Here is a 13,053-nt window from a genome sequence, read left to right as displayed (position 1 = left end):
ACCTCTTGACGACCGAGGAGCAGCCATGGCCGAGGCCTACATCGTCGAAGCGGTACGGACACCTGTCGGACGGCGCAAGGGGGGCCTCGGGGCCGTCCACCCCGCCGACCTCGGCGCCCATGTGCTGAAGGAGCTGATCGCCCGCTCCGGCGTCGACCCGGCGGCCGTGGAGGACGTCGTCCTCGGCTGCCTGGACACCATCGGTCCGCAGGCCGGGGACATCGCCCGTACGTCATGGCTGGCGGCCGGACTGCCCGAGGAGGTGCCCGGCGTCACCGTCGACCGGCAGTGCGGCTCCTCCCAGCAGGCCCTCCACTTCGCGGCCCAGGGCGTCCTCTCCGGCACCCAGGACCTCGTCGTCGCGGGCGGCGTCCAGAACATGACCCAGATCCCCATCGCCTTCGCCTCCCGCCAGGCCGCCGAACCCCTGGGCCTCACCGAGGGCCCCTACGCGGGCAGCGAGGGCTGGCGCGCCCGGTACGGCGACGCGCCCGTCAACCAGTTCCACGGCGCCCAGCTCATCGCCGAGAAGTGGAACATCAGCCGCCGGGACATGGAGGAGTTCGCCCTCACCTCGCACCGCCGTGCCGTCCGTGCCATCGACGAGGGCCGCTTCACCCGCGAGACCGTGGCGTACGGGGACGTCACCGCCGACGAGGGGCCGCGCCGCGACACCACCCTGGAGAAGATGGCCGCCCTCAGCCCCGTCCTGCCCGGAGGCACGATCACCGCCGCCTGCTCCTCGCAGGTCTCCGACGGCGCCGCCGCCCTGCTCATCGCCTCCGAGCGGGCCGTCGCCGAGCACGGCCTCACCCCGCGCGCCCGCGTCCACCACCTCTCCGCGCGGGGCGAGGACCCGATCCGGATGCTCTCCGCGCCGATCCCCGCCACCGCGTACGCCCTGAAGAAGACCGGCCTGACCATCGACGCCATCGACCTCGTCGAGATCAACGAGGCCTTCGCACCCGTCGTCCTCGCCTGGCTGCGGGAGACCGGCGCCGACCCGGAGCGCGTCAACGTCAACGGCGGGGCCATCGCACTGGGCCACCCGCTCGGCGCGACCGGCGCCAGGCTGATGACCACCCTCCTGCACGAACTGGAACGCACCGGGGGCCGCTACGGGCTCCAGACCATGTGCGAGGGCGGCGGCCAGGCCAACGTCACCATCGTCGAGCGCCTCTGACGATCTTTCCCTCCTACGGCGTGGCGTGATCCACCACCGGCAGGAAGGACGTGCTACGGTGTTCCCGTTGCAGTTTTGGTACCCATGAACTTTATGTGCGCCTGACGGGAATGCTTCCTCAGGCGCTTTATTGTTTTCCGGCTTCTCCGGGTGGGGCTCAATGCGGCGACTTGGAATCCGTAAAGTGCGGATTCTCGGCACTGCACCTCTTTTAGGAGAATGACATGGCTACTGGAACCGTGAAGTGGTTCAACTCGGAAAAGGGCTTCGGCTTCATCGAGCAGGACGGCGGCGGCGCCGACGTCTTCGCCCACTACTCCAACATCGCCACCCAGGGCTTCCGTGAGCTCCAGGAGGGCCAGAAGGTCTCCTTCGACGTCACGCAGGGCCAGAAGGGCCCGCAGGCGGAGAACATCGTCCCGGCCTAATTGCCGCGACGCGTACCTCTCCTACCGGGGCCCGCACCGTGAAGGTGCGGGCCCCGGTTTGTGCTGTCCGAGCAACAACCCGCTTTGTGCGCGCATCCTGGGGGCGCATGACAAGCGGTAGGACAAGCACATCAGCAGTCATCCGAATCCGCAGTTGCCCAGGAATCCCCCAGGAGGGCAATTCCGTATGACTCGCTTCGAACGCCAGGACCGCACCCCCCGCTCCCGCCCGGCCCGTGGCCGGGCACAGGGCGCCACCGCGCAGGGCGCGTCGAACCCCCGGGGCGGCGCCGCCCGCTCCAAGGCCCCGGCCAAGGCCCCGGCCCGCCGCCGCGCCACCCCGCCGCAGGGCGAGTTCGCCCTGCCGGAGACGGTGACCCCCGCACTGCCCGCCGTCGAGGCCTTCGCGGACCTCGACATGCCGGCCGCGCTGCTGAAGACCCTCGCCGCGCAGGGTGTCACCGAGCCCTTCCCGATCCAGGGCGCCACCCTGCCGAACTCGCTGGCCGGCCGGGACATCCTCGGCCGCGGCCGCACCGGCTCCGGCAAGACCCTCGCCTTCGGCCTGGCCCTGCTCGCCCGCACCGCCGGGCGCCGCAGCGAGCCGCGCGCCCCGCTCGCCATGGTCCTCGTGCCCACCCGTGAGCTCGCCCAGCAGGTCACCGACGCGCTCACCCCGTACGCCACCGCCGTGAACCTGCGGCTCGCCACCGTCGTCGGCGGCATGTCGATCACCAAGCAGTCCGCCACCCTGCGGCGCGGCGCCGAAGTGCTCGTCGCCACCCCCGGCCGGCTCAAGGACCTCATCGAGCGCGGCGACTGCCGGCTGGACCAGGTCGCCATCACCGTCCTCGACGAGGCCGACCAGATGGCCGACATGGGTTTCATGCCGCAGGTCGTCGCGCTGCTCAAGCAGGTCGAGGCGGACGGGCAGCGGATGCTGTTCTCCGCCACCCTGGACAAGAACATCGACCGCCTCGTCAAGATGTTCCTCACCGACCCGGTCGTCCACTCCGTCGACCCGTCCGCCGGCGCGGTCACCACGATGGAGCACCACGTGCTCCACGTCCTGGACGAGACGGACAAGAAGGCCGTCGCCACGAAGATCGCCGCCCGCGAGGGCCGCGTGATCATGTTCGTCGACACCAAGCGCGCCGCCGACCGCTTCGCCAAGCGGCTGCTCGCCAGCGGTGTACGGGCCGCCGCCCTGCACGGCGGGCGCTCCCAGCCGCAGCGCAACCGGACCCTGGACCAGTTCAAGAACGGCCAGGTCACCGCGCTCGTCGCAACGAACGTGGCGGCCCGCGGCATCCACGTCGACGACCTCGACCTGGTCGTCAACGTGGACCCGCCCACCGACCACAAGGACTACCTCCACCGCGGCGGGCGCACGGCGCGCGCCGGGGAGTCCGGCAGCGTCGTCACGCTGGTGCTGCCCGAGGAGAAGCGGGACATGACCCGGCTGATGCAGGACGCGGGCATCGCGCCCCGCACCACGCGGGTCACCTCCAGCGACGAGGAGCTGTCCCGGATCACGGGGGCGCGTGAGCCCTCCGGGATCGCCATCGTCGTCGAGGTCCCGCAGCCGACTCCGCCGAAGCAGCGGACCCGGTCGGGCGGTCCGGCGGGCTCCGGCTCCGGCGGGGGCGCGGTGCGCTCCGGGAGCCGGGGGCGGGGTCGGCGTGGGGCTGGTTCCGGTGCCGGTTCCGGTGCCGGTGGTGCGCAGGGTGGTGGCGCGGGACGTTCCGGCGGCGCGCGTTCGGGTGGCGAGTCCCGTGGTGCGGGCCGCTCCGGCGCTCCCGCGCGGGGGCGTCGGGCAGCGTAGGGGTGGCCACTTCGATCCCGTCCGGCGATTGAGGACCGGGGCCCGGGGCAGTGCCCCGAAGGGCCCCGCCTCGGTCGCCGGCCCCCAGGGGTGTCCTCAGGCGCCGGACGGGCTGGAGTTGGTGCCCGGGCCCCGGGGGTGTCCTCAGGCGCCGGATGGGCTGGAGTTGGTGCCCGGGCCCTGGGGGTGTCCTGAGGCGCGGGACGGGCTGGAGTTGGTGCCCGGGCCCCGGGGTTTTCTCAAGCCCCGGACGGGCTGGCAGGCGCCGCCCCGCCGTCGGGCCCGGGTGAGGGCAGCGCCGCCAACGCCCCGTCCGCCTCCACCATGATCCGCGCCACCAGCTCCGCCACGCTCGGCAGATCCTCGATCAAGGCCGCCACCTGGCCCGACGCCATGATCCCCAGGTCCGTGCGGCCCTCCACCATGGACGCCTTCAGCAGCATCGGCGTGTTCGCCGCCAGCAGCACCTGGCTCCAGGCCAGGTCCCTGCCGTGCCGCAGCGCCAGACCGTCCCGCACCATGCTCGGCCAGCTCAGCCCGGAGATCCGGCGGAAGCGGGACGCCCGGCGCACCGCCCGGGCCAGGGACCGCAGCCGCCCCGCCCCCTCCAGCGCGGCCACCATCTCCGTACGGAGCATCCGGTGCGGGAGCCCGTCCACGGCGGTCGTCAGGGTGATGTCCTTGGCCGTGGCCGCCAGATAGCGGGCCTTCACCGCGTCCGGGACCGTCGAGTCCGAGGTCAGCAGGAACCGGGGGCCCATGGCGACGCCCACCGCCCCGTACGTCAGCGCCGCGACCAGCCCGCGCCCGTCGTGGAAGCCGCCCGCCGCGATCACCGGGAGGTCCACCGCGTCGACCACCTGGGGCAGCAGCACCGTCGTGGCCACGCTCCCCGTGTGGCCGCCGCCCTCCCCGCCCTGCACGATGACCGCGTCCGCGCCCCAGGCCGCCACCTTCTCCGCGTGCCGCCGGGCCCCCACCGAGGGGATGACCACCACGCCCGCGTCCTTCAGCTCCGCGATGAGCTCCCTGGAGGGGGCGAGCGCGAACGACGCCACCCGTACGCCCTCTTCGACGATGATCCGCACCCGCTCCCGCGCGTCCCCGGCGTCCGCACGCAGGTTCACACCGAACGGAGCGTTTGTCCGCGACCTCACCTCCCGTACCGCACCACGCAGTTGACCGGGCGTCATGGTCGCGGAGGCCAGGATGCCGAGCGCGCCCGCCCGCGCGGTCGCGGTGACCAGGCGGGGGCCGGAGACCCAGCCCATGCCCGTCTGCACGATCGGGTGGCGGACGCCCGTGAGGTCGGTGAGCGCCGTGCGCATCAGAGCCGCACCTCGCGGTCGCGGGTGCCCGCCGGGTCGATGACCTCGCGGATCAGGGCGAGTTCGGCGGGGGTGGGGTCGCGGGTGTACGGGACGTCGGCGGGCGCGGTGAGGGGGAAGCCCGTCGCCGCGCGCACCTGGTCCACCGTGACGCCCGGGTGGACCGAGACCAGCCGCATCGAGCGGTCCGGGGTCCCGAAGTCGAAGACCCCGAGATCGCTGACCACCCGGGGGACGCGGTGGAAGCGCGTCGCCGAGGGGCCCGCCGCCACGGCCCGGTCGTGGCCCACCCCGCAGACCAGGTCGACGCGCTCGACGAAGACCCGGCGCGAGTGCCGGGGAATCCAGTAACTCACCGGGTGGTTCAGCGTGTTGACGGGCGCGCCGCGTACGCCGAGGAGCTGGCGGGCGGGCTGTGCCCAGTCGCCGATGCAGGAGATGTTCTGGTTGCCGAACCGGTCGATCTGGCTCGCCCCCATCATCACGTGCCGCCGTCCGCCGGTGACCAGGGTGAGGTGTCTGCGGTAGGGGAGCCAGCCCTCCGTCTCGCCGTCCGGGCCGACGATCGTCGCCTCACCGTCCGTGAGCAGCAGTTCCGGGGCGAAGGTCAGCCGGGCCAGCCGCGCGCCGACGGCGGGGATCACGCCCATCGGGGCGGCCAGCACCTCGCCGTCGCCGCGCCAGGCCTCCGCGCAGGCGATCACGCAGTACTCGGCGCGGGTGACGCCGGCGGTGGCGGATGCGTTCACCTCTGCTCCTCGTGCCAGGTGCGGACCGCCCGCCGGTAGCCCTTCTCGTCGCCGTCCGGGGGCAGGAAGCGGGCGCTGAACTCCGCCCAGGCCGCGGGGTCCGCCGCCGCGGCCGCGTACGCCCGCTGGAACGGCTCGTCGCGCGGGTGGTCGGGGGCGCACGAGGTGAAGTGCGCCCCACCGGGTGTCTCCACGACACCGGTGACGGAGTGCCGTTGGACGAGCAGGGTCTGGGGGGCGATGGACCCGTCCGTCAACTCGGCCGTCTTCAGCAGGCGTTCGCACGATACGTACGCCGTGTCCGCCGCCTCGCAGAACAGGTCGTCGAAGTACGGGTCGGGGCCCAGGTACTGGCCGTTGCCCAGCCGGTCCGCCCGGTTCAGATGGACCAGCGCCGCGTCCATCCGCAGGGCCGGCGCCGCGACGAACTCCTCACCGTCCTCGTACGGCGAAGTCACCGTGCGCAGGTGGGGGTTGACCCGCATCACGTCGGAGCCGAGCCCTGCCCGCACCGGCAGGAACGGCAGCCGGTTGGCGGCCGCGTGCAGTCCCCACATGAACATCGCCTCGTCGATCTCCGTCAGCGCGAACGCCCCGCGTTGCCGGGCCGCCCGGTAGTGCGGCTCCAACGGGATGGAGTCGAGCGTCACGAACGCCGTGACCAGGCGGGCGATCCGGCCCGCGGCGGCGAGCAGCCCGACGTCCGGGCCGCCGTAGGAGATCACCGTCAGATCGGTGACGGGGGAGCGGAGCAACGCCCGCACCAGGGCCATGGGCTTGCGGCGCGAGCCCCAGCCGCCGATCCCGATCGTCATGCCGCTGTCCAGCCGGGCAGCGACCTCGTCGGGTGTCATCGTCTTGTCGCGCACAGGCGGCGCAGCAGCCACGGTCAGGCCTCCTTGCCGAAGGTGGAGCGGACCCGGTCGGCGGTCCCCGCCAGGCTCGCCTCGAAGGTGAAGCCCTGCTCGAAGCGGTAGCTGCGCCGTACGTCGACGGGGTCGATCCCGTTGAGCGCGGCCTTGGCCAGCCGCAGCAGATGGCCGTCCTTGCGGGCGATCTCAGCCGCCAACTCCACTGCGGCGCTCATCAGTTCGGTCGGTGGAACGACCCGCCAGACGGAGCCGTGGGCGAGGAGTTCGGCCGCGGTCACCGTGCGCGAGGTGTAGTACAGCGTGCGCATCAGATGCTGCGGGACCAGCCGGGCCAGGTGGGTCGCCGCCCCGAGCGCGCCCCGGTCCAGCTCCGGCAGGCCGAAGACCGCGTCCTCGCCCGCCACGATCGCGTCGGCGTTCCCGACGAGTCCGACGCCGCCCCCGAGGCAGAACCCCCGCACGGCGGCGACGACCGGGACCTCGCACGCGTACACGGCCTCGAACGCCTCCGCGCAGCCCCGGTTGACGGCGATCAGGGCCGCGTTCCCGGGGTCGCGCTGCAACTCCTTGATGTCGACACCCGCGTTGAACCCGCGCCCGGCGGCGGCCAGCACGACGCAGCGGACCTCCGGGTCGCGGCCCGCCGCCCGGACGGCGTCGGCCAGGTCGTACCAGCCCCGCACGGGAAGCGCGTTGACGGGTGGATGGTCGACGGTGATGACGCGGACGCCCTCGGCATCGGCCGGATGTGCGGTGGAGACAGTCATCGGAGGATCAGCTACCTTTCCACCAAACATTTGTTAGGTGGACGGTGGCAGTCACGCCCCTGCCCGCCAACCAGGCCCACGCGAACGGGAGATGCGATGACCACACCCACCACCGGACGGCTCTGCGCGGGCCGGGTCGTCGCCGTCACGGGCGCCGGGCGCGGTCTCGGCCGGGCCCACGCGCCGGCTTTCGCCGCCGAAGGAGCCCGGGTCGTCGTCAACGACCTGGGTGTGGGGCCGGCCGGCGACGGCACCTCGGCCGCACCGGCCCAGCGGGTCGTCGACGAGATCGAGGCGGCGGGCGGCGCAGCGGTCGTCCACGACGGCGACATCGCCACCACCGAGGGTGCCGCCTCCCTGGTCACCACCGCTCTGGACGCCTTCGGCCGCCTCGACACCCTGGTCAACAACGCGGGCTTCCTGCGCGACCGGACGCTGGTCAACCTGGACGAGGACGACTGGGACGCGGTGACGCGCGTCCACCTCAAGGGCCACTTCCTGCCCCTGAAGCACGCCGCCGCGCACTGGCGGGCCGAGGCCAAGGCGGGCCGGACGCCGGTCGCCCGCGTCATCAACACCAGTTCGGGCGCCGGGCTCCTGGGCAGCGTCGGCCAGGGCGGCTACGCGGCGGCCAAGGCCGGGATCGTGGCTCTGACCCTGGTCGCCGCCGCCGAACTGGGCCGGTACGGAGTCCACGTCAACGCCCTCGCCCCGGCCGCCCGGACCCGGATGACCGAGCAGACCTTCGCCGGGACGACGGCGGCCCCGGGGCAGGGGCGGTTCGACGCGATGGCCCCGGAGAACGTCTCGCCCCTCGTCGTCTGGCTCGGCTCCCCCGCGAGCGACGGCGTGACCGGCCGCGTCTTCGAGGCCGAGGCGGGCCGCATCACCGTCATGGAGGGCTGGCGTCCCGGCCCCACCGACGACCGGGGCGGGCGCAGGTCCCCGGCCGACGCGGGGGAGACGGTACGCAGGCTGCTGGCGGAGGCGGAAGTCCCGCAGCGGGTGTACGGGGCGTCGTAGCCGGTTGCGTACAGCGCCCGCGGAACCGTCTCCTCCCTCTGCCGGCCGCAGGGTTCCGGGGGGTGGCAGGCGGGACCCGCCCGGGACACCCGCCAGGGCAAGGACCCGCCCAGGACACCCGACCGGGCAAGGGGTCGGCGCGTCCGGCTCACCCCCACCCCTCCAGCAGCGCCGTGATCTCCCCGTGCCCCGTGTGCCGGTCCGCCCCCGCCGACGGCACCCCGTCCCGCAGCAGCTCCACGGTCACCGTCTCCTCGCCCTCGACCAGATCACGCCGGACCATCGCGTCGAGTCCAGGCCCGTACGCCTCCTCCAACTGCCGCAGCAGCTCCTGCTCCAGGTCCACCCCGGCCAGCCGCCGCGCCTCCGCGACCGCCTCGCCCACCACCGCGCCCTGCCCCTGGGCCCCCGCCCCGTACTCCAGCAGCGACCGCACCGTCCGTGGCGAGCCGCGCCGCGCCGCCAGGACCAGCATCGGCTCGCCCTGCGGACCGGGCAGCAACGGGTCCGCACCCCCGGCGAGCAGCGCCTCCACCGTCGGGGCGTGGCCGAGACCCACCGCCCAGCGCAGTGCCGTGAACCCGAACTCCTCGCGCAGGTCCGGCCGCGCCCCGGCGGACAGCAGTGCCTCCACCACCTCGGTGTGCCCGCCGCACGCCGCTCCGCACAGCGGCAGGTCACCCGCCCCGGCGCCGCTCGCACGGTCGGGGTCGGCGCCCGCCGCGAGCAGCAGCCGCACCGCTCCCGGCCGGTCCTGGACCGCCGCCAGATAGAGCGCCGTCGTGCCCTCCTCGTCGCTCGACTCGACCCGAGCGCCCGCGCGCAGCGCCCGTAGGACCGCGTTCTCGTCCTCGTACAGCGCATCGAACAGGCTTGGTTCATCCCTGATCGGCTCGTTCGTCATGCTTCGACCCTACGGCGGGTCTCGGACAACGCCCGGGTTCAGGTGTCGCACTCCAGGCGCGTGCGGCACAGCCCGCACCGCGCGGAGACCCGGCCCCGGACGGGGAGCCGGATGCGCTGGTGGCAGGTGGGGCACGGGAAGGAGACCCGCAGCCCCTCGCCGCCCGTCTCGAAGGCGTACGGAACACCGCGGTCCGCGACCGTGCCGGGGTGGTCCTGGGCGCACCGCCGGTCCTTGGCGTAACGCCGCCGCCCCGCCCAGCCAACCGCCGTCAGCGGAGGCCTGCGCAGATCCTCCAGGGCCTGCGCCCGCCCCTTGGTGTACGCGGTGTACGCCTGCGGGCTGGTGAACCACGGCGAGGGGTCCTCGTCGAAGACGAACGCCCGCTTGGCCAGGACGTACCCGAACTCCTCCGGCGTCAGATAGCCCAGCTTCTGCCGGGACGTGGCGTCCTCCCGGAAGGCGTCCAGCAGCAGCCAGCCCGCCCCCAGATAGGCCGTCGTCGTGTCGGTGAGGATCTCGTTGTCGCGCGTGCCGGGGAACTCCAGGCCGAGCCGGTGCAGCAGGACATGGGTGATCTCGTGGGCGAGCGCCGCGCCGATGTCCCTGCGGTGGGTGCGGAAGCGGTCGTTGAGTTCGATGAAGTACTCGGGTCCGGCGGTCAGTTCCACGCTCGCCGCGTGCTCCATCGTGCGGAAGCCGACGATCATGCGCGCGTCGGGCAGGTGGAGGTGCTGGACCAGGGCCCGCGCCACCCGCTGGGCGCCGAGATGGAGATCGTCCCCGTCGGAGAAGGCCGCGTCGGCGGGAACCAGGCTGGTGCCGTAGGTGTGGACACCGTCCCGGGAGAGCCGCCGGTACAGCGCGGTGATCGCGGACCGGACCGTGTCCAGGTGCGGAAAGCCGTGGACGACCGGTGCGTCCGGACTGCCGTTGCTCACATCCGTACCCCCATCTGCGGGACCTCCGCCCTCGCCGGACCTCCACTGTAGGCCGGGGCGCCCCGGGAAGGGGCGTCGGAAGGGGGGGCGAGGCGGGCGTCCGAAGCGGCGACCGAAGCGGCGACCGAAGGCGTCCGAAGGGGGCGAAATCCCCCTGAACGGGCTTGGCCGAAAAGTGTGCCTTGTGGCAGCGGTCACCCCTTCCTGATAATCGGATCACCTTGACGGGTGCATGACCACTGCGTCGATCGTCCAGGCGTGTCCATGTGTCCATGTGTCCACGTGTCCATGCGCCCGTCGTGGTTCCCACAGCAGCCCCCCACGAAAGAAGGCAGTCCGTGAAGCAACTCCTGCGTGCGCTGAAGAGATGTTCCGTCGTCGTCGCCACCGTCGCCGTCGCGGTCGTCGGCCTCCAGCCCGTCACCGCCTCGGCCGCCCCCAACCCCGTCGTCGGCGGAACCCGCGCCGCCCAGGGCGAGTTCCCCTTCATGGTCCGGCTCTCCATGGGCTGCGGCGGCGCCCTCTACGCCAAGGACATCGTCCTGACCGCCGCCCACTGCGTGAACGGATCGGGCAACAACACCTCGATCACCGCCACCGCCGGCGTCGTCGACCTCCAGTCGTCGAGCGCCGTCAAGGTCCGCTCCACCAAGGTCCTCCAGGCCCCGGGCTACAACGGCTCCGGTAAGGACTGGGCGCTCATCAAGCTCGCCCAGCCCATCAACCAGCCCACCCTGAAGATCGCCACCACCACCGCGTACAACCAGGGCACCTTCACCGTCGCCGGCTGGGGCGCCAACCGCGAGGGCGGCAGCCAGCAGCGCTACCTGCTCAAGGCCAACGTCCCGTTCGTCTCCGACGCCACCTGCCGCTCCGCCTACGGCAGCGACCTCATCGCCTCCGAGGAGATCTGCGCCGGATACCCCGACACCGGGGGCGTCGACACCTGCCAGGGTGACTCCGGCGGCCCGATGTTCCGCAGGGACAACGCCAACCAGTGGATCCAGGTCGGCATCGTCAGCTGGGGCTACGGCTGCGCCCGCCCCGGCTACCCCGGTGTCTACACCGAGGTCTCGACCTTCGCCGCGGCCATCGCCTCCGCGGCCGCCACGCTCTGAGGTGACCCACCGCCCGCGACCCCGCGGGTGATCACGGCTGAACCACCCCGGGGGTGCCCGTCCGTACGGGCACCCCCGGACCCAGCTCCACATACGGATCGCCCGCGCCCTCCAGCTCCAGCACCCACACCTCGTTGACCCCCTCGCGGAGCACCGGGCCCGGCACGTACAGCGTCTCCTGCGGACCGGCGGACCAGTACCGGCCCAGGCAGAACCCGTTCACCCAGACGAAGCCACGCGTCCAGCCGGGCAGTTCGAGCCCCGCGTGATCGACGCCCTCCGGCTGCGCGATGCTGAACGTCCCCCGGAACAGACCCGTCCGCCCCGCCCCCGCGGCCACCGGCGAAGGCACCGGCCCGAACGGCACCGCCGCCACCGCGCCCGCCTCCTCGAAGGCCGCCAGCCGCAGCCCCCGGGCCCGTACCCCGTGCAGATACTGCCGCTCGTGCAGCACCCCGCCCGTGATCCCCTTCGGCTCACCCAGGCGCGGCCCGTAGTTGACCCGGCCCAGCGACTCCACCCACAGCTCCACCTCCGCCGGACCCGCCACCGGCTCCGGCAGCGTGGCGCTCTCCTCGGTCAGCACCCCCGCCCGGACCCCGTCCACGTACACCACCGCCCGGTCCCGCAGGCCCGCCGCCGTCAGCGGATACGGGACGCGCGGCCCCGGCACCGCCACCCGGTAGCGCACCAGACCCCGGCCCACCCCCAGCTCCTCGAAGGCCGGCGCCACCCCCGACTCCGGCCCCTCCGGATCACCCAGCGCCTCCAGGACATCCCCGAGCCCGGCCCACCCGTCCAACTCCGCCCGCACCGCGACGGCCAGCCCCACCGGCTCCGGCGGCAACGCGGGCAGCGGTCCCTCGGCGTACTCCCGGAGCACCTCCCGGAACAGGTGGAACTTCTCCGTGGCCCGCCCGTACTCGTCGACGGGCGCGTCGTAGTCGTACGACGTCACCGTCGGCTGGAACTCCCCGTCCTGCACCGGACCACCCCGGTTCGCCCCCGCCCAGCCCCCGAAGTTCGTCCCACCGTGCGCCATGTAGATGTTCACCGACGCCCCGCACTCCAGGATCTCCCGCAGCGCCCCCGCCGCCTGCTCCGCGTCCCGCAGCACCGGTTTGGCCCCCCAGTGGTCGAACCAGCCGCACCAGAACTCCATGCACATCAGCGGTCCCTTCGGCTGATGGCGGCGCAGCACCGCGAAACCCTCCCGCGCCCCCGAACCGAAGTTCGCCGTCGCCAGCAGCCCCGGCACGGACCCGCCCGTCAGCATGTGGTCCTCGGGCCCGTCCGAGGTGAACAGCGGAACGCTCACCCCGCACCGCCGCAGCAGTCCCGCCAGCCACTCCAGGTACACCGCGTCGCTGCCGTAACTCCCGTACTCGTTCTCTGCCTGCACCAGGATCACCGGACCGCCCCCGCCGACCTGCCGCCGGACCACCTGCGGCAGCAGCTCCCGGAACCACCGCTCCACCGCCGCCCGGTACCCCGCGTCCCGTGTCCGCACCCGCCGCCCGAACCGGCCCGTCACCCAGACGGGCAGCCCGCCGTTCTCCCACTCGGCACAGATGTACGGACCCGGGCGGACGACGGCCCACAGCCCGGCCTCCTGGGCCGCGTCCAGGAACCGGCCGAGCGCGGCCACATCCCGGTGGACGCCCTCCCGCTCCTCGTGCAGATTCCACGGCACGTACGTCTCCACGCAGTTCAGCCCCATCGCCGCCAGCATCGCCAGCCGATGGCCCCACTGCTCCTCATGCACCCGGAAGTAGTGCAGGGCACCCGACAGCAGCCGTACGGGTTTCCCGTCGAGCCGGAAGTGGTCGTCCCCCACGGTGAGGTCGGTCATCGTGCTCGTACGCTCCTGTGCTCTGCCGCACCCGGCGGCCCCCGGTCACATTGGTCCGACCAC

The 13,053-nt window shown here is 73.2% G+C and carries 12 protein-coding genes; 5 read left to right on the top strand and 7 right to left on the bottom strand.

The genetic code is table 11. From position 1 onward, the window contains the following. Positions 1-25: 25 nt before the first annotated feature. From ACIQAK_RS01025 to ACIQAK_RS01015, 3 genes are all read left to right on the top strand, one after another. Positions 26-1,183 carry an acetyl-CoA C-acetyltransferase gene (locus ACIQAK_RS01025; protein ID WP_366388403.1) on the top strand — a complete coding sequence of 386 codons (1,158 nt, stop codon included), beginning with the start codon at positions 26-28 and terminating at the stop codon, positions 1,181-1,183. A 224-nt stretch (positions 1,184-1,407) separates the two neighbouring features. Further along, entirely contained in the window at positions 1,408-1,611 is a 204-nt protein-coding gene (locus ACIQAK_RS01020; RefSeq protein WP_015607926.1) for a cold-shock protein, read from the top strand. Between the two features lie 187 nt (positions 1,612-1,798). Then, positions 1,799-3,436 (top strand): DEAD/DEAH box helicase, encoded by a 1,638-nt coding sequence (locus ACIQAK_RS01015; RefSeq protein WP_366388404.1) that lies wholly within the window; start codon positions 1,799-1,801, stop codon positions 3,434-3,436. 239 nt (positions 3,437-3,675) lie between these two features. Here the strand turns inward: ACIQAK_RS01015 and ACIQAK_RS01010 are convergent, their stop codons facing one another. The 4 genes from ACIQAK_RS01010 to ACIQAK_RS00995 are packed head-to-tail and all read right to left on the bottom strand — an operon-like array spanning position 3,676 to position 7,152. Further along, positions 3,676-4,764: a nitronate monooxygenase gene (locus ACIQAK_RS01010; RefSeq protein WP_366388405.1), complete on the bottom strand. Its 1,089-nt coding sequence runs from the start codon at positions 4,762-4,764 to the stop codon at positions 3,676-3,678. Then, entirely contained in the window at positions 4,764-5,513 is a 750-nt protein-coding gene (locus ACIQAK_RS01005; protein WP_366388406.1) for a CoA-transferase, read from the bottom strand. Before ACIQAK_RS01005 ends, ACIQAK_RS01010 begins: the two co-directional genes overlap by 1 nt. Next, positions 5,510-6,367 carry a CoA-transferase gene (locus tag ACIQAK_RS01000; protein WP_366388615.1) on the bottom strand — a complete coding sequence of 286 codons (858 nt, stop codon included), beginning with the start codon at positions 6,365-6,367 and terminating at the stop codon, positions 5,510-5,512. The genes ACIQAK_RS01005 and ACIQAK_RS01000 overlap by 4 nt, the downstream gene beginning before the upstream one ends. 35 nt (positions 6,368-6,402) lie before the next feature. Then, complete coding sequence (locus ACIQAK_RS00995; protein WP_366388407.1) at positions 6,403-7,152, bottom strand: enoyl-CoA hydratase family protein; 750 nt, start codon at positions 7,150-7,152, stop codon at positions 6,403-6,405. Between the two features lie 96 nt (positions 7,153-7,248). Between ACIQAK_RS00995 and ACIQAK_RS00990 the strand changes: the two genes are divergently transcribed. After that, positions 7,249-8,175, top strand: coding sequence for an SDR family oxidoreductase (locus ACIQAK_RS00990; protein ID WP_366388408.1), 927 nt, complete (start codon positions 7,249-7,251; stop codon positions 8,173-8,175). 148 nt (positions 8,176-8,323) lie between these two features. On the opposite strand, the gene ACIQAK_RS00985 is transcribed toward ACIQAK_RS00990, so the two are convergent. Both ACIQAK_RS00985 and ACIQAK_RS00980 read right to left on the bottom strand, forming a co-directional pair. Then, on the bottom strand, positions 8,324-9,079 hold the full coding sequence (locus ACIQAK_RS00985; RefSeq protein WP_366388409.1) for an ankyrin repeat domain-containing protein: 756 nt from the start codon (positions 9,077-9,079) through the stop codon (positions 8,324-8,326). Positions 9,080-9,117: 38 nt separating this feature from the next. After that, positions 9,118-10,020, bottom strand: coding sequence for a hypothetical protein (locus tag ACIQAK_RS00980; protein ID WP_366388410.1), 903 nt, complete (start codon positions 10,018-10,020; stop codon positions 9,118-9,120). A 338-nt stretch (positions 10,021-10,358) separates the two neighbouring features. Here ACIQAK_RS00980 and ACIQAK_RS00975 point away from each other — a divergent pair, with 338 nt between their 5' ends. Next, positions 10,359-11,138 (top strand): serine protease, encoded by a 780-nt coding sequence (locus tag ACIQAK_RS00975; protein WP_366388411.1) that lies wholly within the window; start codon positions 10,359-10,361, stop codon positions 11,136-11,138. A gap of 31 nt (positions 11,139-11,169) precedes the next feature. Here ACIQAK_RS00975 and ACIQAK_RS00970 read toward each other — a convergent pair whose 3' ends face one another. Beyond that, complete coding sequence (locus tag ACIQAK_RS00970; protein WP_366388412.1) at positions 11,170-12,990, bottom strand: beta-galactosidase family protein; 1,821 nt, start codon at positions 12,988-12,990, stop codon at positions 11,170-11,172. Positions 12,991-13,053: the final 63 nt, after the last annotated feature.

Origin of the sequence: Streptomyces sp. NPDC088706 (assembly GCF_044752765.1) — a bacterium.
In the GTDB taxonomy this organism is placed as follows: Bacteria; Actinomycetota; Actinomycetes; order Streptomycetales; family Streptomycetaceae; genus Streptomyces.
This window is presented reverse-complemented; position numbering and strand designations above follow the sequence as displayed.